This window comes from Pseudomonas sp. LBUM1674, assembly GCF_059695635.1.
In genome coordinates this window covers 4,759,129-4,781,066 of record NZ_CP166779.1, presented here as the reverse complement: position 1 = coordinate 4,781,066, position 21,938 = coordinate 4,759,129, and the positions used below count along the sequence as shown (strand labels likewise).

Below are 21,938 nucleotides of genomic sequence, written 5' to 3'. Positions count from 1 at the left end.
CGTTTCTAATCCGGGTTTGACACCTCAGGCAACTGAGCCTAAATTTCCGGCATGATGTAACCGGTTACATCATAGTCAATCCTGAGTCTGAACCTGCCCCGAACAAGAGAAATTCGCGATGAATGTGGTCACGCCAAAAATAAGAATGGGCTTCGTCGGGGGCGGCGAGGGCGCCTTCATCGGCAAGGCCCACCGCCAGGCTGCCGGCCTCGATGGAAGTTTTGAGCTGGTGTGCGGCGCCTTCAGTCGAGACGCGCGCAACAATCAGGACAGCGGTGCCGCCTTGGGCTTGCCCGCCTCACGCTGCTACAACGACTGGCAGCACATGCTGGAGGCCGAACGCGCACTGCCCGCAGACCAGCGCATGGAGCTGCTGGTCATCGTCACCCCCAATCATTTGCACGCGCCGATCGCCAGCCAGGCGCTGAGCGCGGGTTTTCATGTGTTCAGCGAGAAACCCGCGGCGCTCAATCTGTCCGAGCTGCTGGCGCTCAAAGCCGTGCTCAAAAACAGCGACCGCCTCTATGGGCTGGCGCACACCTACCTGGGTTATCCGATGGTCTGGCAGGCCCGCAAGATGGTGCGCACCGGTGTGATCGGCGCCGTGCGCAAGGTCATGGTCGAATACCCCCAGGGCTGGTTGAGCCGGGATGTGGCCGGGCAGGGCAACAAGCAGGCCGGCTGGCGCGACCAGCCCGAGCAGTCAGGGCTGGGTGGCTGCATTGGCGATATCGGCACCCATGCCTTTTCCCTGGCCGAATTCGTTGCGGATCAGCCCATCGAGCAGATCTGCGCGACCCTGGGCGTGCACATTGCCGGGCGGCAACTGGACGATGACGCGGCGATGCTGTTCAAGATGGCGGCCGGCGCGACCGGGGTGTTGATCGCCAGCCAGGTCTGCGCCGGTGAAGAAAACCCGCTGAAGATCCGCGTCTACGGCGACAAAGGCGGGCTGGAATGGCGTCAGGAAGAACCGTCGAGCCTGATCCATCGCTCCCTCGATCAACCGATGCGCATCCTGCGCTCCGGTGTCGGCCAGCCCTGGTTGTGTGAGGCCGCGACCAAGCGCATGCGGTTGCCTGCCGGGCACCCCGAAGGTTATCTGGAAGCCATGGCCAACCTCTACGGCGACTTCGCCAGCGCGATCCGCAACAAGGGCGAAGGCCACGACGCCCCCGGCGTGCCGGGCATCGACGTCGGGCTGCGCGGCATGGCCTTCATCGAAGCGGCGATCGCCAACCATCGCGGCGACGCGAAGTGGACCGCCCTGGTCTGCCATCCATGAACCTGGAGAACCCACCCGTGAACCCTACCTCCCAAGCACCGACCGGCCTGCGCGGCCCGGGGATTTTCCTCGCGCAATTCATGTCCGCCGAAGCGCCCTTCGATACCCTGGCCAACATTGCCCGCTGGGCGGCGTCCCAGGGCTACAAGGCCATTCAGCTACCCACCCTGGGCACGCAATACATAGACCTGGCCCGTGCCGCGGAAAGTCAGAGTTATTGCGACGAGTTGAACGCCGTCTGCGCCGAGGCAGGCGTCGAAATCAGTGAGTTGTCGACTCACCTGCAAGGCCAGTTGGTGGCCGTGCATCCGGCGTTCGATGCCTTGTTCGACGACTTCGCCCCCGCGCATCTGCGCGGCCAGCCCCAGGCGCGGACCGAATGGGCCATCGACCAGTTGAAACTGGCGGCCCGCGCCAGCCAGCGCCTGGGGTTGAAAGCCCACGCGACCTTCTCCGGCGCGCTGTTGTGGCCCTACATCTACCCATGGCCACAACGTCCGAGCGGTCTGGTCGAGCAGGGGTTTGCCGAACTGGGCCAGCGCTGGCGGCCGATCCTCGATTGCTTCGAGGAGGCCGGCGTCGACCTCTGCTATGAAATCCACCCCGGCGAAGACCTGCACGACGGCGCCTCGTTCGAGCGCTTCCTGGAGGCCGTCGATCACCATCCGCGCGCCACGATCCTCTACGACCCGAGTCACCTGCTGTTGCAGCAAATGGACTACCTGGGGTTCATCGACCGCTATCACGAGCGCATCCGCATGTTCCACGTCAAGGACGCCGAATTCCGCCCCGATGCCCGTTCCGGCGTCTACGGCGGCTACCAGAATTGGGTGGATCGCCCGGGTCGGTTCCGTTCGTTGGGGGATGGCCAGATCGATTTCAAATCGATTTTCAGCAAGCTGGCCCAGTACGACTTTGCCGGTTGGGCCGTGCTGGAGTGGGAGTGTTGCCTGAAAGACTCGGAGCAGGGCGCCGCAGAAGGGGCGGCGTTCATCCGCGAGCACATGATCAACAAGACCCGGAAGGCCTTTGACGACTTCGCCAGCGTGGCGTCCGACGAGCGTTTCAATCGACGGCTGCTGGGGTTGCCCGACGCCTGAAACTGCCGATTTTTTCCAGACAATAAAAACAACAAGGTGACAGTTCATGACCACGATGAGTGCGCGATTGAGCGCAATGATGTTCCTGCAGTTTTTTATCTGGGGTGGCTGGTTCGTCACCCTCGGCACTTTCCTCTCCAGCAACCTGGGCGCCAGCGGCGGGCAGATCGGCATGGCGTTCTCCACGCAATCCTGGGGCGCGATCATCGCGCCTTTTGTCATCGGGCTGATCGCCGACCGCTACTTCAATGCCGAGCGCATCCTCGCGGTGTTGCATCTGGTCGGCGCCGTGTTGCTGTTTCAGCTCTATAAAGCTGCAGACTTCAGCACCTTCTATCCGTACGTGCTGGCCTACATGATGATCTACATGCCGACCCTGGCCCTGGTCAACTCGGTGGCCTTCCGGCAGATGCGCGACCCGGCGCTGGAGTTCTCGCGAATCCGGGTGTGGGGCACCCTCGGCTGGATTGTCGCGGGCGTGGTGATCAGCTTTGTGTTTGCCTGGGACTCGCAACAGGCGATCTCGTCCGGCGGCTTGCGCAACACCTTCCTGATGTCCGCCATCGCGTCCCTCGCGCTGGGCCTTTACAGCTTCACCTTGCCCCGTACCGCACCGCTGCCGCGTGAGCCCGGCAGTGGCGGCCTCAAGCAAATGCTCGGGCTGGATGCCTTGGGCTTGTTCAAGGATCGCAGCTACCTGGTGTTTTTCATCGCCTCGATCCTGATCTGCATTCCCCTGGCTTTCTATTATCAGAATGCCAACCCGTTCCTGGCTGAAATCGGTGTCACCAATCCCACGGCGAAGATGGCCATCGGGCAGGTGTCCGAAGTGCTGTTCATGCTGCTCCTGCCACTGTTCATCCAGCGTTTCGGGATCAAGCTTGCGTTGCTGGTGGGGATGCTGGCGTGGGCCTTGCGCTACCTGTTGTTCGCCTACGGCAACAACGGCGACCTGGCCTTCATGCTGTTCACCGGCATCGCGCTGCACGGCATCTGTTATGACTTCTTCTTTGTGTCGGGGCAGATCTACACCGATGCAAAAGCCTCGGAGCGCTTTAGAAGCTCAGCGCAAGGATTGATCACGCTGGCGACCTATGGCCTGGGCATGCTCATTGGATTCTGGGTGGCGGGGCAGGTGACCGATCACTATGCGACGGCGGACAGCCACGATTGGAAAAGCATCTGGTTGTTCCCGGCGGGTTTTGCGCTGGCGATCTTTTTCTGCTTCTCGTTGGCCTTCAACGGCCGGCAAACCCAGGCCATGAAATCGAGTGCCTGAAGCCAGAACGGGCGCCCGAAAGGCGCCCGTTGCCATGCCGCTGACCTCTACGACTGATTGCCAAACACCGGCCGGAAAAAAGACCGCTCGTAGCTGAGGATGCATTTTGTGTCCTCTGCATACTTGAACGCCGCGATGCAGTCCGGATCGTTCATGGAGTCTTGCCGATACTGCTCGTACGCCGAAAGGCTCGGGAAGCTGAACATCGCCATGGCGATGTTATTGGCGCCCTCGGACGGCAGGAAGTAGCCGTGATGCTGACCACCGAATTTTTCAACCAGTGGAATCCACAGCGTCGCGTAGTGTTCGAATGCTTTGATCTGGTAGGGATCCAGTACGTATCTGAGATAACAAGTGACCACTTTTTTCTACCTCTTGGTTGGGTGATGCTGATTTCGACCCGATGCGACAGCCGTGCTGTCCTATCTGAACGACCTGCGTAGCAGATCCATGACTTGATCGGTTGAAGGCCCTTGAATGGGGGGTGGCTCAGGGCTTTCCCCGAATTCGCGCCAGATGAACAGCGTCAATTCCGCTCCGTCAGTAAGCGACGTTGCGTTTTCGGTTGTCGCGAAGGTCTCCAGCAGCCTGTATCTCGTATCCTTCCAGAACAGATCTTCGACCCAGTGATACACCGGGATGAAGTGGAAATGGATGGGATAACCGGGGTCATGGCCGAATCGACTGATGTAGAGCCACTTCGGCTTCAACTGCGATTCAATGGTTTTCTGAACCTTGGCGAGCAGACCACCCAGTTCCGCCAGCGCACCGTCGGGCAGTTCTGCCAGCGAGCTGACGTGCGTCCTTGAGCCGAGCATCAGATAGCCGGGAAGCGCGGACGACATGTGGTGATTGAGTATCCAATGGGCGGTTTCATGAATGATGAACCGGGGGGCTACTTCCATGTGTGGGTGTCCATGGTGAATCGGTTGCTCACGAAGCGGTTAGGAAAGTCTTGGCAATTTAGCTGGCTTCGTCTTCCAGATTCTTAGGGCTTTTTCCAGCCACTCAACCCGCATTCCTGCTCCAGCGGCGGGCGCGCATGGCCGCAACCTGGTCGTCGGTGGCGAATTTACCTTGATCGGCTTCCTCTACCGCCAATTCGATCTGTGCGGTCAGCGTCCTCTCATGCTCGATGTAGTCGCGAAGAACGTCCATCGCCAAGTAGCTCACACTTTGGCCATTCGTCTTGGCCAGATCGGCGAGAGCGTTCGAAAGGTCTTCCGGCAGGTGCAGGGATATACCGGTCATGACAGCCTCGATGGTGAGCGTTTGTTGGGCATCTTACACCGTCAAGCGTTCACGTGAATTAGCAGGCCGGAGCGTGGGAACGATCAGATTGAAAGGACGGCTGTAGGAACTTTCTGAGTTGTAGGCAGGAGGCTACATCGTCTTGCGTAGATGCCTACGCCTAAGACAGAATCCGCCGACTTGTGCGCCTTGAGCCTGCCTTCTATCGTCTGCGGGTTGCTGAAAATCAGCGATCGGGTTTCGCAGCCCGGGTCAATCAAGGCGCTCAGCGCCACCGTTTCCATTCAGTGGCGCTTTTTTCGTCTACTGCAATGCGTTATGGCGGCTGTGCGCGGGAGATCTTCGGGTCTGCCGGGTTCCTTGATTCCCGGTCTGCGAACCTGCGTACAGCTGCCACCTTTCGTTTCGCAGCGAACCGTAGCCGCTCCATCAATCAAGGAGCTTCACTGTGATCAGATCAACTCCCAGCCCTCCCGAGTCAGCAGACGCAAGCGAATCTGCCGACCGTGCCAGCCACCCTCAGCACACTCACCGAAACCTCAAAATCGCCATCCCACCGCACAAACCCAGCACGATGTTCGTCATCGCCCCCGGCATCAACACCGAAACCCTGTTGGCTCACGCCTGTGAATCCCTGGCCTCCGCCAGTGTCATGGCCAGTGATTTCGCGGCGTTCCTGGAAGGGTCGCAGCGCAACACGATGCTGGGCATCCAGCAGGTCATCATGCTGGCCGAACTGGCGGTGAATCAGGCACTGGATAACGTCGATCCACAGGATTGACCCACATGGTCATTCCCATGTCGAACCGTCCGCATGGGAATGCAACCCGGCACTCTCCGTGTCCCATGCGGATGCAGAGCGTCCGGTGATGGATTCCGGGCGGAAATGAAATGATCGGATCAGCGTATCCCAAGATCTTTTATGCGTTTACGATTGGATGATCACAGTAGCGAGGGAACGCAAAATGGATTGTCAGGTTCGTCTCGCAACAACCGGGGACGCAGCAGCGATCAGTCACGTGGTGATCAGCGCGCTACGTGAGTCCAATGCGCAGGATTATCCGGCCGATGTCATCGCGCGAGTGGAGCAGGGCTTCTCTGCGCAGGGGATCAGTCAGTTGATGACGCAGCGCCGGGTTTATGTGGCGTCCCTCGATCAACGTGTCGTCGCGACCGCCAGCCTGGATGGGGACGTTGTACGAAGCGTCTTTGTCGACCCGCAATACCAGGGCGCCGGAATTGGTCGGAAGCTTATGGACGTGATTCATTCGGCTGCCCTTGAACTGGGCCTTGCTGTTCTGCACGTACCGTCTTCAATCACCGCAGAGGGCTTTTATGCCAGGCTGGGTTTTCGAAAAGTGCGGGATGAATTTCACGGGGCCGAGCGCACCATCGTCATGCAGAGACAGGTAGCGCCTTAGCGGGTGAAACGGCAATAGTAACGACAACGTCAACGTCAACGTCAAGATCAAAAGATCGCAGCCTCGCTTCGCTCGACAGCTCCTACAGGGTAATGCATTTATGTGGAGCCAGGTCGGCTGGCAGGCCGCCTCGCTTTGGCTCTTGATTTTGCTGTTGCGGTGCACGCCGCCTCGAGAGGCCGAGTGGAGGTTCTGCGCAGTGGGCAACCCGGCATGGATGCCGGGTTAGCCGCCCCCGGCCATGGATGGCCGATGGCGGCGGGCCCACGGAGCAGGACCGGAGCGAGGGCATGCCGAGCCTAGGCGAGGCACCGAACGAAAGCGGCAAAAGCGCTTTGGTTACTTTCGCGCTTTTCGAAAGTGACCCGCCGTAAGGGCGGAACCCTAAGCCGCCGTTACCGCAACAACGGATATGTACACGATCAAAAAAACAGCGACAGCGGATGACCCCATCTACTTCGAAAACCGCCGCGCCCCCGCCACACAAAGAATCACCGCCACCGTCACCCCCAACATGCCAATGCTCACCTGCTCATGCAGCAGCGTCGCCGCCAGCGCCAATCCAAAAAACGGTTGCAGCAACTGCAACTGGCCGACCGCGGCAATCCCGCCCTGGGCCAGCCCGCGATACCAGAAGACGAAACCGACCAGCATGCTGAAGACCGACACGTAAGCCAGGCTGATCCACGCCGATGCCGTTATTCCGGAGAACGAAGGCGGGGCCTGGTACCAGGTCAACGGGACCATGACCGGCAGCGCCAGCACCAACGCCCAGGAGATCACCTGCCAGCCGCCCAGGGTCCTCGACAACTTCGCACCTTCGGCATAACCCAGGCCGCAGGCGAGAATCGCCAGCAACATGAGAATGTCGCCCGTCGGCGACGCGGTCAGGCCTTGGGAAAATGCAAAACCCACCACCAGCGCACTGCCCAGCACCGAGAAAAACCAGAACACCGGCCGCGGCCGCTCGCCACCGCGCACTACACCGAACGCCGCGGTGGCGAGCGGCAACAGGCCAACGAACACGATCGAATGCGCCGACGTCACGTACTGCAGCGCCAACGCCGTCAGCAGCGGAAACCCCACCACAACCCCGAGTGCCACGATCGCCAGGGGCAGCAGATCACCTCGGGCCGGACGCTTTTCCTTGAACAGCAGCAGCATGCACAGCGCCAGCAGCCCCGCGATCATGGCGCGGGCAACCGTCAGGAATACCGGGTCGAACTCCAGCACGGCCAACCGTGTGGCAGGCAGCGAGCCGCTGAAGATCAGGACGCCGATGAACCCGTTGAGCCAGCCGCTGGCGGTCTTTTCCAACCCCAGGTTTTGCAGCTTCGATGCCCGTTCCATTTCGTTCACACTCAAAAAGTTTGCAGAGATCCATCCTATGATCGAAGATCAATACAATCAAAATATTGTCATGGATACATCTGCCCATGCCTCGCTCTCGATACAAGTCGCTGGTTGACAGCTTTGCCGCGGATATCCGCTCCGGGCGCCTGCTGCCAGGCACGCGCCTGCCGACCCACCGTCAACTGGCGACGACCGAAGGCCTGGCGCTGGTGACGGCTAGCCGGGTCTATGCAGAACTCGAGGCCATGGGCCTGGTCAGCGGGGAAACCGGGCGCGGCACCTTCGTCAGGGAAACCGCGCTGGCGCCGGGGGCGGGCATCGACCAGAAAGACGTGGCCGTCGGCATGATCGATCTCAACTTCAACTATCCGGCGCTGCCCGGGCAGGCAGAGCTGTTGCGCAGTGCGCTGCGCCAACTGGCGTCGGGTGGTGACCTGGAGGCGCTGCTGCGCTATCAGCCACACGCCGGGCGACTGCATGAGCGGGCGTCGGTGGCACGTCATCTGCGAGCTCGCGGATTGACGGTGGAGGCCGGGCAAGTGTTGATCGTCAATGGCGCTCAACAGGGGCTGGCCGTGACGATGATGGCGCTGCTCAAGCCCGGTGATGTGATTGCCGCCGATGCGCTGACCTATTCAGGTTTCAAGGTGCTCGCCGAAGCCCTGCACCTCGAAATCGTGCCCATTCCCGTGACCGAACAGGGGCCGGATCTCGATGCCCTGGAAAAGCGCTGCCGGAGCCGTCGCGTCAGGGCGGTTTACAGCATGCCAACGCTGCACAATCCACTGGGATGGGTAATGAGTGCCGAGCAACGCGCGCACCTGGTGACGATTGCGCGTCGCCATGAGTTGCTCATCATCGAAGACGCCGCGTACGCCTTCCTGGCTGAAAACCCGCCGCCACCGATAGCCGATCTCGCCCCTGAGTGTACGGTTTACGTGTCCGGGTTATCCAAAAGTGTCGCCACCGGCTTGCGCGTAGGTTTCATCGCTGCGCCCCTTGATAAGGTGCCCGCCCTGGAGCGAACAATCAGGGCCACCACCTGGAATACCCCTGGCGTGCTGACAGCGATTGCGAGCACGTGGCTCGACGATGGAACCGTCATGCAGTTGGAAGAGGAGAAACGCAAGGACGCGCAGGCCAGGCAAGCCATCGCCGCGCGAGTGCTTGTGGGCCTTCGCTACATCAGTCATCCATCGTCGTATTTTCTTTGGCTGCCGTTGCCGGAAGACGCACGGGCCGACCAGATCGCCATGGAGCTGATGCGCGAGCAGGTGGCGGTCTCGATCGCCGAGCCTTTTGCGATCTCCGTGCATGTACCCCATGCGATCCGTTTGGCGTTGGGGTCGGTGGATCTGGACACGCTTCGCCAGGCGTTGGTGAAAGTGAAGAGGGTGGTGGGGGCTTATACGTAGCAGGAGAGCCTGGCGACGGTGTTCGCACTCAACATCCTGTTCAGCCCCTGGTCTCGCTGCTCACCGAAGGCCTGATGTCGGGCACTCGCCTGACCTGAATCGAGTCGCCCTGAAGCCAGCTCCTACAGTTGATCGGTGTAATGCCCATATACCGGGGTAGTACAGGGCCAGCATTCAGGCCTTGGAAAGTCGGCGCAGCCAGCCCGACAAGGCAGGCCGCGCCTAGGCCCCGGTTAAACCAGATTGATCGTAATGTCGATGTTGCCACTGAGCGCCTTGGAGTACGGGCAGCGCTGGTGCGCGTCATCCACCACTGCCCGGGCGACGGCAGGGTCCAGGCCCGGGAGGCTGACATTGAGGCGCGCCTGGAGGAAAAACGCCTCTTCGGTCTTGCCCAGGTCGATTTCGGCATCGACGGTGATGTCACTCGGCAAACTCAGCTTCATCGCGGCAGCCGCCTTGCCCATGGCGCCGATGAAGCAGGCCGACCAGCCGGCCGCCAGCAGTTGTTCGGGATTGGTGCCACTGCCTGAGCTGCCCGGCGGGGACAGCTTGATGTCCAGACGGCCATCGTCGCTTCGCGCTTCGCCGTTGCGCCCGCCAGTGGTGTGGGTCTTGCCGGTGTACAGCACGGTGTCGATTTGATTGATCATGGGTGGCTCCTGCTGGGATGTTGGACTCTTCAGCGGTTATGTCGCTGGATTCATCGGAGAAGCTGATGTCCGATGGCGCCCACTTTTCCACCTTCATGTAGTGCGTGTGTGTCCTGAACCGCCGGTTGTGTATCGCTGTGTAAGATCGGCGGAAAACATACAGGCCGATACAACCAACACCTGATCGCAGTTGCCCTCGCCGGCGGCCTGAATCCGGCCACATCTGCTGGCAGCCCCAAGGTGATCAACTGGCTTTCGCCGCCAAGGCCGGGGAGGGCAGTTTTGCATTTAAGTTTTGGTGCCGGAGCCAGTCATGATGAAATAGCCGCCCTTTTTTGCTGTGAACGACACCTGGAACCGACATGAAGAGCAATGCCGTACTGACCTTCGCCCTGCTGCTCAATGCAGGACTCTGCAGCGCCCAGGCCGAAGCGGCCGGCGATGCCGAGGCAGGCGGCAAACTGTTCAAGCGGATCTGCGGTGGCTGCCATCAGGTCGGGGAGTCGGCGCGGGGCTCTTTTGGTCCGCAGCTCAATGGGATTTTCGGTCGCCCTTCAGGCAGCACGACGGACTACCTGTACTCCGACGCGATGAAAGCGGCCGGCATCGTCTGGACTCGCGAAACACTGACCGCGTACCTCGAAGCTCCGAAGGAGGTGGTCCCCGGAACCCGGATGATTTTCTGGGGGCTCAGCGATCCGGAAAAGGTCGAAGACGTGCTGGCTTATCTTCAGACCTTTCAACCGCATTGAACTGGCTAAACAACGGGGCACGCGAGGTGCGTGGTGGTTCAACCGCCGACGCCACGGGCGACGCGTTTAGCCAAAGAACAATGCGTTATCGTTGACGTCCTTCGCTGCGGTGCGGCGATCCGACAAGCCAGCTCCTACAGGGCCGCCAGGTAGGCGCCAAGGCGTTGCCCCATTTGCTCGCCCAAGGCTTGCAAGGCACTGAAGGGACGGACCATCACCTCGAACTCGACGATTTTCCCCTGTTCATTGAAGCGGATCATGTCGATGCCCTTTAGCGCCTTTCCGTCGACGTTGGCGCTGAACTCCAGCACGACGCTCAACCCGTCTGCCGTCGCCAGTTCCCGGTGATAGACAAAATCATCGAACACCTCAATGACGGTGTTGAGAATCTTCGAGACCACGACCGCTCCCGGGTAAGGCTTGTGCGCCATCGGCGAGCGGAATATCGCCTGTGGGTCCAACAATTCAGGCAAGGCGCTCAAGTCACCCTTGCGGATCATGTCGTGCCACTGGTTCAGAGAGGCTGCGGCTTCGGGATGCAGTTTCAGTCCAGACATCTTCTACTCCTGTATTTTTATTGTTGGCCTTCCGGCGGCGTTGCGTTGCCCGTCGAGTATAAGAGGCCTTGCGTGGACAGCAAGGGGGCGAAAAGATCGGAGCCTGCGGGATGCGCGTACGACCACGAATTGGCGGATATACCCGGCCTTTGTGGCGCAGGCTTGTGTAGGAGCTGGCTTGTCGGATTGCCGCACCGCAGCGAAGGCGGCCTCGAGTCTTGCTGCGCCCATGCAGACGCCTTCGCCGGCAAGCCGGCTCCTACAGGATTGGCGTTTTCCGCAAGCTGGCTGTATGCAGGTGATTGTGTCGATACCGTAGGCGGCGATTTTGGTGATCGCCCGGGGACCCCAATTGCGGGTTATTGCAGGTATAAAAAAACCCGGCAGACGAGGCCGGGTTTTTCGTTGAGTGTTGCGGTAAAACCATTCATTTACGCCGCACGGCTTTCGATCAAACGATCAGAACCACCTTCGGCAACACGATTCTCGATCAGACGATCCGAACCATCGGCAGCCACACGATTCTCGATCAGACGATCCGAACCATCGGCAGCAACGCGATTCTCGATCAAACGATCCGAGCCATCAGCCGCAACACGATTCTCGATCAAACGATCCGAACCATCGGCAGCAACACGATTCTCGATCAAACGATCCGAACCACCCTCAGCCACACGGCTTTCAATCAAACGATCCGAGCCGCCTTCAGCGACAACCGGGTGAGCAGAGGTAGCGGCGAAAGCATTAGCTGCAAAAACCGAGAAAGCGATGCTGAGAAGGATTTGGCGTTTCATGATGGTGTGCTCCGGGGTGTAGTTGTTTGGTATGGAGGCGATGTTACGCCCCGGAGTTTTTAAGAGAACTTCATTGAGTTAATGGTGACTATTAACTCCGTCAATGGCTGCTTCAACCAGCACTCACCGATCGGCAATACACAGGTCGCCGGTGGCGCGGATCAGCGCCTGGCCGTGCAAAACGTCCTTGATCAGGTCGGAGCGCGCCTTGGCCAGCCAGTCCTGGCAGCTCGGGTTGGTGCGATAGGGCACGAACCTGGCGTATTGCTGCAGCAGGCGGTTCTGCAGTTCATCCAGCTGCGGCCTGATCTGTTTGGTGAGGTCCGGCCGTGGCGTGTCCGGCGCCTTGCCCGCCGCATGCCATTGCGCGATCAGTCCGTATTGCACCAGCTTGTTGGCTTCTATCTGGGCACCGACCAATTCGGCAACGTCGTCCGGGTCCAGCTTGCGCGCCACGGCCAGCTTCCTCGCGCCGGCGATGACTTGCGCTTCCCGGGCACTGTCCTGGATTGGCTTGCCACTGTCCCACTTGGTCAACGCCACCAGATCGGCGATGTTCAGGCGCTCGTTCATCGTCGCCAGCAGCGGTTTCAGGCTATCGGGCGCGGGCGCGGCGGCCTGTGCGGCGCCAGCGAACACGCCGAGCAGCGCGCAGGTCAGCAGTTGCGGTAAGCGTGGGAAGTGGAGCATTGGCAAACCTCATTGGACGCGGAATCACAGGCAGGTGATGTGTAACACAGGTGTGGCAGGGCCGTTAAGGGCGGCTGACTCATTTGCGCAGGCCGCCACGAAAGCCTGATCGGCACGATCTTCGAAGGAAAGGTCGAAGCCCCGGTAAAACTCCGAACCTTTGACGGCATCTGCCCAAGCATCGGTATCGCAGATCACCGGACACAACCCCCTTTTCGTCGACCACAAAGACCCGCTTCGTCACCGCTTCCAGCTCGCCTGATCAGTTGCATAATGGCGCTAGGGTTTTTTGCGCTTGTGCAGGTAGCATTACGCTTTACCGGCTCGCCAAGCGACAGGCTGGTTAACGTAAACGAGTGGGTCGAACCTTGATCGAACGACGTCAATTCAGCGGAGGCATGAAGGGTAAAAACCTCCGCTATCTGAATGAAAACCCTGGCCAGCCTGCTCAGATGACTCGAGCAGGCTTTTTGCTGCTCGAGCATTTCTCGCTGCCTGCGTTCACCCAGGCACTGGATACCATTGTCACCGCCAATCTGCTGCGCCCCGGGCTGTTCTCATCGCGCACGTTCGGCCTGAATGACGCAGAAGTCGTCAGTGATCTGGGGCTGGTCATCCGCCCGGATGCACGCCTCGATTCTGCAGCTATCCACGACCTGGATCTGCTGGTCATCTGCGGTGGCTACCGGACAGAACTGAAGGCAAACGAGGAATTCATCAACCTGTTGCGAGCGGCGACAGACCAGGGTGTCACACTGGCCGGATTGTGGAACGGTGCATGGTTCCTGGGCAGGGCAGGCCTGCTCGACGGCTATCGCTGCGCAATCCACCCCGAACATCGCCCCGCACTCGCCGAAATCGCCAAGGCGACCCAGGTCAGCAGCGAACCCTATGTCATCGATCGCGACCGGCTCACGGCATCCAGCCCCTCGGGGGCATTCCATATGGCGCTGGACTGGATCAAGGGCCTGCACGACAAAGCCCTGGTCGAGGGCATCGAAGACATCCTGGCGTTCGAAGAGTCGCGCTACCGGCGCATCAAACCCACGGAAAACATCTGCGTGAGCGCGCCCTTGCGCGAGGTGGTGAAACTGATGGATGCCAACCTCGAAGAGCCGCTGGAGCTGGAGCAACTGGCCGTCTACGCCGGCCGCTCACGTCGCCAACTGGAGCGCCTGTTCAAGGAACAACTGGGCACCACGCCGCAGCGCTATTACATGGAACTGCGGATCACCGAAGCCCGTCGACTGCTCCAGCACACGGAGCTGTCCCAGGTCGACGTGCTGGTGGCCTGCGGCTTTGTTTCGCCCAGTCATTTCAGCAAGTGCTACAGCTCGTATTTTGGCTACAGGCCTTCCAAGGAAAAGCGCCTGGTGAAGTGACAGCCAGGTTTTAGTGTTGCGACCTCAGCGTGCTGGCTCAGGTAACCTGTATTCACATTCATGAGCCTGCCTTGGAGCCGTGCATGAAAGTTGGCGTGATCTCCGATACCCACGGCTTGCTCCGCGCCGAAGCCCTGGCGGCCCTGAGAGGTTGCGAGCGGATCATCCACGCCGGCGACATCGGAACAGTCGAGATCCTCGAGCAACTGGCGTCCATGGCCCCCCTGCACGTAGTACGCGGGAACAATGACCTGGGCGCCCCCTGGGCAGACAATCTCGCCGACCGCCTGTGTTTCGACCTGAACGGTTGGCAGACCTTGCTGGTGCACGACATTGCCGATGTGCCGGCGGAGTTGGATGCCGGGATAAGACTGGTGATCACCGGGCATTCGCATAAGCCATGCATTGAATGGCGCGGCGAACGGCTGTACCTCAATCCAGGCAGCGCGGGGCGGCGCAGATTCAAGCTGCCGGTGACGCTGGCGTTGTTGGAGGTGCTTGAGGGTTCGATTCAGCCGCGGCTGGTTTCGTTATTGGAGTGAAATGCGGTCCACAAAAAAAGGGACCGCTGCACAGCCCGCATGGCTGACTCGTTCGCCTCAGGCGGGCGGATCGATTTGATCCAGCACCCGGTTCGCCGTGATTTCCGCCAGCATGATGCTGTTGGAAATGCCCAGCAGGGCATTGCGCGATCCGCCGTCCAGATGATCCACCAGGTGATGGACCATTACATCGGCCGAGGCTAGCGTTTCGACCAGATAAACCACGAGGGTTTCGGTGGTGGCCTCTGGGGCTACGGTAAACAGGGTGCTGGGTGTGCGCGGGGTGGCATTGATGTCGGCAGTCGAGGGGACGTGGAAGTCGAGGGCGCGTTCGGCGGCTTCGTTTAGATTGTTTGAATCGGGTTCGTGCGGCGATACCGGATCGGTGTCCGGCGGATTGGGCGTGACCTTGAACATATGCTGATTCTCCATGCTTGGAGCCGCAGCCATATCGCGACTAAACGAATGGTGGCGGCTGTGTGCAGGTTAGTCGACCGGTGAGAATCAGCATTGCCGGCGCGCCGAAGCGCCCTACACACAGCCACCATTGAGTACAGATACAGAGATACTGACTTAATGAAGCTTGTGAATCTTGCTGAATAACACCGGGCGACTAAACCCGATCACTGATGAGCAGTGACGCGAATCAAGTTACCGAGCAACCCCAAGACGCACAAGCTGGCGGATTCTGGCGTAACCGTAGGCAATGGCGCAAGGTCTTGTAGCTTTCAGGAAACAAGCAGTAGGGCGCTTAAACACGCGCCTTGCGCGGATGTTTAAAGTGAGTGAGCGAACATTTCTGCACGCCTAATTTCTGCACTCGGCCAACACCACCTTACAGGTATCCGGCGTGCCACCGGATCGGCCGGCATAGCTAATGCAGTTATTCAGGGATTTCTTGCGCGCCATGCTCAAAGTGTCTCCCCAGGCGAGACCGCCCTCGCCGGAGGTGGGGAGCGCTTTGGCATAGCAGTTCGAGCCTGAGTTCGACGCTGAATAGCGAGCGGTGGCGGCCTTACCTGAACATCCCGCCAGCAACGCCAGGTTGATGGCGAGCAGGGAGGGCAGGACCCATGACGCGCAGTGGTGTGCTGTTTTTCCGGTAATGGCATTGTCCAGCAGGGGGCGGCTAGCAGCGTGTGTGCAGTCGGGTACTCATGAGATTAGACGGTAGGTTGATGTTGAGAACTGCATTCCGGCGCTTTTGGTTCTCGGTTTGTTCCTGGTTGAAACAGTCTCATGCGAGTGGCGGGTTTCGACCGATTCTGCCAGTCAGCAAGGCAGAAATCGGCCAATAGCTGCCGTTCATGAATGAACTCTTCCGACCCATAGATGCCGATGGAGACAAGCGACATCCTGCCCGAAGCAGACTACTGGCACGTTGCTACACTTGCTCATATAGTCAATAGACATGTCACCACTCCCTGGTGCGTTCTTGACAAATATCTTGGTGTCGGATTTCACAGATAGAAATCTAACACCGCGTTCAACTGGACACTGCGCGAAAGAGTCGCGGAGCGCCGGTTATCTCCACGTAAGGCTTCACCGGAGTATCTATGATGTCCGTGATCAATCTTACTTTGCTATTCCTTGGCACCACCGGAGCGTTAGCCGCATTCGGTGGCGAGACTTGGTTGAAAACAAATGAGCCATTACATAAGCGAATTACTCGGCGCGGATGGCTTGCACTTTCGTGCATGCTTTGCACTCTTGCTTTCGGCATTGTCAAGGAGATTCGCTCAAATGCGGCTTCGGTCGAATCCGCTAAGCGACAACGAGAGCTAGAGGTAAACTTGGCGCGGACATCAACTGAACTTCGAGATACACGAGTAAAGCTGGCGGCAGTGGAACCTAATATCCTTGAAGCAATGATCGTAGCGACATCGGGACTACGAAGGGAGTCTGACTTCTCCACCCCACATATATCGGGCGAGGCATCTCTTCGACTGATCTCAGGCCGTACAGAGCGCCCGCTGATACTTTACGGTGGTGATCACATCGACTATCACGTGTTCTGCGACGCAGGCGCGGGACGGTCGGCTGGGCTTCCCTTGGCGCAGCCTCATCCTCATGGGTTGTTCGTCTTGAGAGTTGGCGGAACAAGCTATTCCCTTGAAGAGCATGGACGCCAGATGGTTATCGGTCCCGTTGGCCAGCCAATGCAGGCAGTACTTGAAAATCCTACCCACGTTCGCGGTTGCTCGCTGAAGATGCTTATTGAGTCGGCCGACAGAACTCGCGAAGCAGCTCAGTTAGAACCATTGCTGCGGATGATTCGAGAAGCCAGAGCGACTTCCTCAACCAAAGAGAGCACCCAGCAGTGAATTTTCACTAGAGCTTCGAGAGGGATGATCCGCCAGCAAGCTTCGCGCCCCTCAAACTGAACGTTGGTGTTTGCAGTAGGTGGGAAGCGGCCGTTCTTGATTAGCTGCTTACGACCTAGGCTGTGTGAAAACGTAGCCAAGCCTTTGGGGCGTTCGGAAATGGGGCGAAAATTACGCCTGTACGCAAAATCCAGCTCTGCCAACCAACCAAACATTTACGGATTTCACATAGAAACGCCCTGTTCGATTAGGCGCTGACGTTTTCACACAGCCTGGACCCAAAGCTGCCGATGGCGATAGGCAAAAAGCGACCCGTAGCAGCCTGTGGCAGTCAACAGAAGTCAGCCGAAAGCAGCCAGTCAGCTGCGTTTATAAAACTAGGTAGCATTCAGGTTGATTACCTTTGTAATTGAGAGGAAGAATAGCAACATGCCCAGAATCATAACAAAGACGTGAGGAAGTGCGACATGGGGCCACAGTGAGACTTGTTTAAGTCTCTGAATTCGTATCGTTTTCCACTCGGTGTACCACGACGAGCCAATTTGGAAAGGGTGTTCGACTTTCGCTTTATCACGGAAGTGTGTCTCGATCAGATTACTCCGGGAAGAGTAACAGAGCTGAAAGATCTTCCATTGAGTCTCAAGCAGCCAAAAAATTGCAGTACTCATGGAGGAGAGAAGAAAAGGAATATACGAATGACTAGCGAAAGCTCCAGCTATCGAGACCAGACCGAAGGTTATACTCCAAGCTTTAATGGTCAAGGCGCGTGAATCGAAGTCCTCAATGGTCTTTTGGAGATGTAAATATTCTGCTTGAAGCGCTGCATTCAGTTGGTCTTCAGTCATAGAAGGTTCCTTTTTTAAGTGCAACCGATCATTCGATTCAAGTAATTTTCCCGATGATCCTGTCCAGCAAGCAACCTGCGCTGCGACTTTTGGTTTGATTCAGCCAATACTATTCAAAATAGCCTATGTCAAAAGCTGCGGTTCGTCACTGTCCCGATCAGCCGGTTCGGAACCGTCCCGATGTGATCACTCGTTCAGCCGCACAAGACGCTCCATGCCAAACAAATGGCGCCAAAAAAACACTCTTATAGCGCGCTACTATGGGCAGTAGCGACCAGTGTCTGCTAGCTCTCTCAATACTCTTTCGTCATAAGCGTAACTCTCTTTTAATAGAAGCAGGCTCATTTTTATAGCTAGACTTCCGGTTCGAGGCATTGCACAAATTAATACCTGCGACTCTAAGTGTTATTAATTTTCGCAAAAAAACTGTAGGGGAAGCTGAGTTGCCATCTATGAACCAGATCTCCCTCTGGTTCAAGACTCTAACTTTACGTGGGTGGACTACTTTCGCTCCGGTAGACATCCCCAGCTAACCGAGATGCAGCTGACTCGGCGGCTCGACATGGGTGAAAAAGCGTTTATTCCTCCTCTACACGCCAGCGAGGACCGAAACGATGACGGATATCCAGCAGCTGGTTCCTCTGGTGCCGAAGCCACCCATGCGGCGGCTCCGCGTATACGCTTTCGATCCACAATCTTCAGTGGAACTGAAGACCGCGGTAATTAACGACACCGTCATCGAACTCCCATGGGAAACACGCTGGGAAGACCAGTTGGAGCCAGGCCCCATTAACGATTATCTCGAGGTGATAGATTACGATCCCAGTTCAGACGTCTTTTACGCCCCGGTCGATCTCAACGCCCCCTTTCTGCTGGCTCAAGACGGGTTACCACCGTCTGAAGGTTGCCCACAGTTCCATCAGCAGATGGTGTTCGCGGTTGCGATGCGCACCATCCGCAATTTCGAGCGAGCGCTTGGGCGCATGGTCTTGTGGGCTGGCGACAGGAATGCACCGCAAGACACGCCGGATCGAAGCTTCACACGTCGGTTGCGGATTTATCCCCACGGCCTTCGCGAAAAGAATGCCTATTACAGCCCTAGCAAGCGCGCACTGCTTTTCGGGTACTTCAAGCATCCAGAAGGCGACACCGCTTCCAGCAGCTGGGTCTTTACCTGTCTCTCGCAAGACATCGTTGCCCATGAAACAACGCATGCGATTCTTCATGGAATGCAGCAGCGCTCGATTGAATCCTCCAATCTCGACTCTCTGGCCTTTCATGAGGCTTTTGCCGACATCATTGCGCTACTCCAGCATTTCAGTTTGACGAATGTCGTAAGGCATCAGCTGGCACAGAGTAAAGGTTCGCTGCGCGAGCCGGGCCTGCTGAATGGTCTTGCTCTTCAGTTTGGTCACGCGACGGGACGCCGCGGGTCGTTGCGCTATGCACTGCAGTACCTGGGGTCTCCCGTAAAATCGGCCGGTGCTACATCCCAGACCGATGAGAAAGGCAGTGGCGAAATCGCGCCACCCAAGAAACTATCTGAAACGTTCGAAGCGCACGCGCGTGGTGGCTTTCTCGTTGCTGCCATCTTTGATGCATTCGTCACCATTTACGAGCACAAGACTGCTGATCTCTTTCGCCTCGCGCGGTCGAATGCCGCACCCAATCAGGATTATCTCTCTGCCGAACTCGTTGACCGTTTGGCTGTTGAGGCCGGAAGAGCCGCGGACCAGGTGCTTCGCATGTGCGTGCGGGCGCTGGACTATACCCCCCCTGTCGACCTGCACTTCGGCGAATATTTGCGGGCAATTATCACGGCCGATACGGATCTCGTAGCTAACGACCCGATGCGTTATCGCATTGCTTTCGTCGAAGCCTTTAGAAAGCGTGGCATCACCGTGCCCGGTTGCATCTCGATGGCACCTGACAGCTTGCTATGGGATGAGCCGGATCTTTCCGAGACCCCCGAGTTTGGTGAAGCCGGCGGGAATCCCGAAGAGGGGCTCAGCAACGTCTTCTCCGAACTGCTCGCTACACTCAAACTGTCCATTTCACTCGGGCCCATGCACACGTCGAGCGTGCATGGAGCCTCTGGCGGTGGGCGACGCAACCTCCGCGAAGCCGCTGTCGGCGTAATCCAGCGTAACCAGTTACTCATTCACGAGTGGTTCAAGGAAGACAGTGCGTTCGACGAGGGTTGGGAGAAGCTGGTCGGCATGCGTCTGCTTGCCTTCGATGATCCTCGTCGCAAGGCGCCGCTGACCAACGTCCCTACGTTGTGGACAGGCAAGGCGAATGAGAACGGCAAATTTTCCAAGGTGCCGAAGTTCGAGGTGCATTCAGCGCGCATCGCTCGGCGAGCCGGTCCCGAAGGGCAAGAGACCCATCAACTCATCATCCAGATGACGCAGAAACGACGTGGGTACGACGATCCGATCGACCAGGAGAAGGCGGATGCGGGTGACCCTGTTCTCCTCGCGCGTGACCCTGATTTCTGGTTCCGCGGTGGCGCCACCATTCATATTGACCTGCGCGATGGCAAGCTGATTCGCATCATCAGAAAGAATGTTTGCGACGACAAACGCTTGGCTGCCCAGCGCGACTTCCGTACAGGCAAAACGTCGGGACAGGCGATTGGCTCACGTGTGAGCGCCAATCTTGAGCCATTTGCCTTCCTGCACAGGAGCTTCGAATGACTCGACAAAAGAAAGGCGGCCCCGCTAACGCGAAGAGCCAAATAATCGTACGCATGTACCGGGCGTTGGGCGCTCAAGGTCGTGAATATGCCGGCTATCTGGGCGATTGTTTCCTTATCCGCGTGCTCAACGGCAATGAACCACCTGCACACATCCTGATCGACTTTGGCATTCTGATGGGCAGTGCGCAGGCCGAAGCACGTATGCGGCAAATTGCTACCGATATCGTCAAGACGACAGGTGGCACCTTTGCGGCGGATGGCAGCGTACTGACAAAAGGCTCGCTCGATTTGCTGGTCATCACCCACGAACACTGGGACCACATCTCTGGTTTTTCGCAGGCGCAAGACATCATCTTCGGCGGCCTTGCCATTAATAAACTCTGGATGGCCTGGACCGAGGATGACAACGATGCCTTTGCTAATCAGCTACGCGAGGATCGCGACAAGCGCGGCGTTGCATTGGCGGCACTTTCCGAAATCATTCAGCGGGCTGCCGCGAGCCCAACGCCATCGCCGTTTGCCGCTGATCGGCAGGTTGCACTTTCCGGACTCGACGCTTTTTTAGGGCCGCTTGTTGCGAACAGTGGGGCCGGGGCTGTCGATGCCGCGCTCGGTGCCGCGCTCGGTGCCGCGCCGGTCAAAGCCAAGCGGCTTAAAGGCCGCGACATCATGGAAAAGGTGAAAGCTGAGGCGCTCTCCAAGGAATTCCTGTCACCCGGTCAGGTTATCGCCGCTCCAGGAGCTCTGAAGGCCTTTGTTCTCGGCCCTCCGCGCGATTGGGACAAGCTGAAACAGGACAAACCTTCGTCGGGTTCGGCGAAAGAGACGTATCTGGATAACAGGGCCTTTGAGGATCTTCTGTTTCGCTTGGTCGACGATGAGTCTCACGACCCCGATAACGACTTGCCCTTCGCAAGCCGATCTCATCGCATCCATACGGACCATGTTCGCGCAGCGGACGATGCGTCGACCGCCATCGATGTAAACACCGACACCGGTATTCTCCGGTGGCTCAATCAGCACTACTGCTCTGGGTCCGATAGAGACGGACGCGATCAATCGCGTCGGGCAATCGATTCCGATTGGCTCGGTGCTGCCGGCCCGCTTGCCCTCAAACTCGACTCTGACACCAACAATACGAGCCTGGTGCTTGCGTTTGAGCTTCCCGACGAAACCTTCATGCTTTTTCCTGGCGATGCACAAGTTGGCAATTGGTTGTCCTGGCACGAGCAGACCTACAAGGACGAGACCCGTGAGCTCTCGGCAACTCAGATTCTCGGGCGTGTGCGCTTTTACAAAGTTGGGCACCACGGCAGTCACAACGCAACGCTGAAGGAGAAAGGCCTCGACCTGATGACTCACCGCGAGCTGGTGGCAGCGATTTCCACGGACGAGGCCTTCGGCAACCAGCAAGGCGCCAAAGGTTGGCAGATGCCTAATCCTCATCTGAAGGAGGCCATCCTGGCCGCCACCAAAGGGCGAACGTTTCGCAACGATGACTCCCTCAATGCGGACTACACGCCGTTCAAACACTCTCTGAATTCCACGGATCTCTATCTTGAGTACACCGTGTTTTAATCCGACGGAGCAAGCA

23 protein-coding genes and 1 pseudogene are annotated in these 21,938 nt (G+C 58.4%); 13 read left to right on the top strand and 11 right to left on the bottom strand.

Going from position 1 to position 21,938, the window contains the following annotated elements:
- Nucleotides 1–118: 118 nt before the first annotated feature.
- Genes ACA067_RS22035 through ACA067_RS22025 form a run of 3 tightly spaced genes read left to right on the top strand, consistent with a single transcriptional unit; the run spans nt 119 to nt 3,664 of the window.
- Complete coding sequence (locus tag ACA067_RS22035; RefSeq protein ID WP_497458481.1) at nt 119–1,285, top strand: Gfo/Idh/MocA family protein; 1,167 nt, start codon at nt 119–121, stop codon at nt 1,283–1,285.
- On the top strand, nt 1,282–2,385 hold the full coding sequence (locus tag ACA067_RS22030) for a sugar phosphate isomerase/epimerase family protein (protein WP_497458480.1): 1,104 nt from the start codon (nt 1,282–1,284) through the stop codon (nt 2,383–2,385). The genes ACA067_RS22035 and ACA067_RS22030 overlap by 4 nt, the downstream gene beginning before the upstream one ends.
- A 46-nt stretch (nt 2,386–2,431) precedes the next feature.
- The gene (locus tag ACA067_RS22025; protein WP_497458479.1) at nt 2,432–3,664 is read left to right on the top strand and encodes a nucleoside permease; all 1,233 of its coding nucleotides are present in this window, start codon (nt 2,432–2,434) and stop codon (nt 3,662–3,664) included.
- Between the two features lie 47 nt (nt 3,665–3,711).
- Here the strand turns inward: ACA067_RS22025 and ACA067_RS22020 are convergent, their stop codons facing one another.
- The 3 genes from ACA067_RS22020 to ACA067_RS22010 form a co-directional block, all read right to left on the bottom strand.
- On the bottom strand, nt 3,712–4,026 hold the full coding sequence (locus ACA067_RS22020; protein ID WP_497458478.1) for an NIPSNAP family protein: 315 nt from the start codon (nt 4,024–4,026) through the stop codon (nt 3,712–3,714).
- Between the two features lie 60 nt (nt 4,027–4,086).
- The gene (locus tag ACA067_RS22015; RefSeq protein WP_497458477.1) at nt 4,087–4,569 is read right to left on the bottom strand and encodes an HIT family protein; all 483 of its coding nucleotides are present in this window, start codon (nt 4,567–4,569) and stop codon (nt 4,087–4,089) included.
- A 103-nt stretch (nt 4,570–4,672) separates the two neighbouring features.
- Nucleotides 4,673–4,915: a CopG family ribbon-helix-helix protein gene (locus ACA067_RS22010; protein WP_338919733.1), complete on the bottom strand. Its 243-nt coding sequence runs from the start codon at nt 4,913–4,915 to the stop codon at nt 4,673–4,675.
- 448 nt (nt 4,916–5,363) lie between these two features.
- Between ACA067_RS22010 and ACA067_RS22005 the strand changes: the two genes are divergently transcribed.
- A complete protein-coding gene (locus ACA067_RS22005) occupies nt 5,364–5,696 on the top strand; it encodes a DUF6124 family protein (RefSeq protein WP_497458476.1) in 333 nt (110 codons plus the stop codon).
- A gap of 184 nt (nt 5,697–5,880) precedes the next feature.
- Complete coding sequence (locus ACA067_RS22000) at nt 5,881–6,336, top strand: GNAT family N-acetyltransferase (RefSeq protein WP_497458475.1); 456 nt, start codon at nt 5,881–5,883, stop codon at nt 6,334–6,336.
- Between the two features lie 453 nt (nt 6,337–6,789).
- Here the strand turns inward: ACA067_RS22000 and ACA067_RS21995 are convergent, their stop codons facing one another.
- Entirely contained in the window at nt 6,790–7,686 is an 897-nt protein-coding gene (locus ACA067_RS21995) for a DMT family transporter (protein ID WP_497458474.1), read from the bottom strand.
- A gap of 86 nt (nt 7,687–7,772) precedes the next feature.
- On the opposite strand from ACA067_RS21995, the gene ACA067_RS21990 reads away from it, so the two are divergent.
- Nucleotides 7,773–9,104 (top strand): aminotransferase-like domain-containing protein, encoded by a 1,332-nt coding sequence (locus ACA067_RS21990; RefSeq protein ID WP_497458473.1) that lies wholly within the window; start codon nt 7,773–7,775, stop codon nt 9,102–9,104.
- Nucleotides 9,105–9,337: 233 nt separating this feature from the next.
- On the opposite strand, the gene ACA067_RS21985 is transcribed toward ACA067_RS21990, so the two are convergent.
- A complete protein-coding gene (locus ACA067_RS21985; RefSeq protein WP_497458472.1) occupies nt 9,338–9,757 on the bottom strand; it encodes an organic hydroperoxide resistance protein in 420 nt (139 codons plus the stop codon).
- A gap of 362 nt (nt 9,758–10,119) precedes the next feature.
- Here ACA067_RS21985 and ACA067_RS21980 point away from each other — a divergent pair, with 362 nt between their 5' ends.
- A complete protein-coding gene (locus ACA067_RS21980; RefSeq protein ID WP_497458471.1) occupies nt 10,120–10,509 on the top strand; it encodes a c-type cytochrome in 390 nt (129 codons plus the stop codon).
- Between the two features lie 134 nt (nt 10,510–10,643).
- Here ACA067_RS21980 and ACA067_RS21975 read toward each other — a convergent pair whose 3' ends face one another.
- From ACA067_RS21975 to ACA067_RS21965, 3 genes are all read right to left on the bottom strand, one after another.
- Nucleotides 10,644–11,066, bottom strand: a complete 423-nt coding sequence (locus ACA067_RS21975) for a nuclear transport factor 2 family protein (RefSeq protein WP_497458470.1) — start codon at nt 11,064–11,066, stop codon at nt 10,644–10,646.
- Nucleotides 11,067–11,497: 431 nt separating this feature from the next.
- Complete coding sequence (locus tag ACA067_RS21970) at nt 11,498–11,860, bottom strand: hypothetical protein (RefSeq protein ID WP_497458469.1); 363 nt, start codon at nt 11,858–11,860, stop codon at nt 11,498–11,500.
- Between the two features lie 123 nt (nt 11,861–11,983).
- Nucleotides 11,984–12,550, bottom strand: coding sequence for a chorismate mutase (locus ACA067_RS21965; protein WP_497458468.1), 567 nt, complete (start codon nt 12,548–12,550; stop codon nt 11,984–11,986).
- 93 nt (nt 12,551–12,643) lie between these two features.
- Between ACA067_RS21965 and ACA067_RS21960 the strand changes: the two are divergent.
- The 3 genes and pseudogenes from ACA067_RS21960 to ACA067_RS21950 all read left to right on the top strand — a co-directional run.
- Nucleotides 12,644–12,812, top strand: a pseudogene (locus tag ACA067_RS21960) (proline racemase family protein); the annotation flags it as partial.
- Nucleotides 12,813–12,918: 106 nt separating this feature from the next.
- The gene (locus ACA067_RS21955) at nt 12,919–13,932 is read left to right on the top strand and encodes a GlxA family transcriptional regulator (protein WP_497458467.1); all 1,014 of its coding nucleotides are present in this window, start codon (nt 12,919–12,921) and stop codon (nt 13,930–13,932) included.
- An 83-nt stretch (nt 13,933–14,015) separates the two neighbouring features.
- The gene (locus ACA067_RS21950) at nt 14,016–14,474 is read left to right on the top strand and encodes a metallophosphoesterase family protein (protein WP_497458466.1); all 459 of its coding nucleotides are present in this window, start codon (nt 14,016–14,018) and stop codon (nt 14,472–14,474) included.
- 57 nt (nt 14,475–14,531) lie between these two features.
- Here ACA067_RS21950 and ACA067_RS21945 read toward each other — a convergent pair whose 3' ends face one another.
- On the bottom strand, nt 14,532–14,891 hold the full coding sequence (locus tag ACA067_RS21945) for a DUF6124 family protein (RefSeq protein WP_497458465.1): 360 nt from the start codon (nt 14,889–14,891) through the stop codon (nt 14,532–14,534).
- 390 nt (nt 14,892–15,281) lie between these two features.
- Complete coding sequence (locus ACA067_RS21940) at nt 15,282–15,581, bottom strand: hypothetical protein (protein WP_497462831.1); 300 nt, start codon at nt 15,579–15,581, stop codon at nt 15,282–15,284.
- 452 nt (nt 15,582–16,033) lie between these two features.
- Between ACA067_RS21940 and ACA067_RS21935 the strand changes: the two genes are divergently transcribed.
- Nucleotides 16,034–16,798: a hypothetical protein gene (locus tag ACA067_RS21935; RefSeq protein ID WP_497458464.1), complete on the top strand. Its 765-nt coding sequence runs from the start codon at nt 16,034–16,036 to the stop codon at nt 16,796–16,798.
- A gap of 377 nt (nt 16,799–17,175) precedes the next feature.
- Here the strand turns inward: ACA067_RS21935 and ACA067_RS21930 are convergent, their stop codons facing one another.
- Nucleotides 17,176–17,643, bottom strand: coding sequence for a hypothetical protein (locus ACA067_RS21930; protein WP_497458463.1), 468 nt, complete (start codon nt 17,641–17,643; stop codon nt 17,176–17,178).
- A 614-nt stretch (nt 17,644–18,257) separates the two neighbouring features.
- Between ACA067_RS21930 and ACA067_RS21925 the strand changes: the two genes are divergently transcribed.
- Together ACA067_RS21925 and ACA067_RS21920 are read left to right on the top strand one after the other, a co-directional pair.
- On the top strand, nt 18,258–20,342 hold the full coding sequence (locus ACA067_RS21925; RefSeq protein WP_497458462.1) for a hypothetical protein: 2,085 nt from the start codon (nt 18,258–18,260) through the stop codon (nt 20,340–20,342).
- A complete protein-coding gene (locus ACA067_RS21920; RefSeq protein ID WP_497458461.1) occupies nt 20,339–21,922 on the top strand; it encodes a ComEC/Rec2 family competence protein in 1,584 nt (527 codons plus the stop codon). The genes ACA067_RS21925 and ACA067_RS21920 overlap by 4 nt, the downstream gene beginning before the upstream one ends.
- The last annotated feature ends 16 nt before the right edge of the window (nt 21,923–21,938 follow it).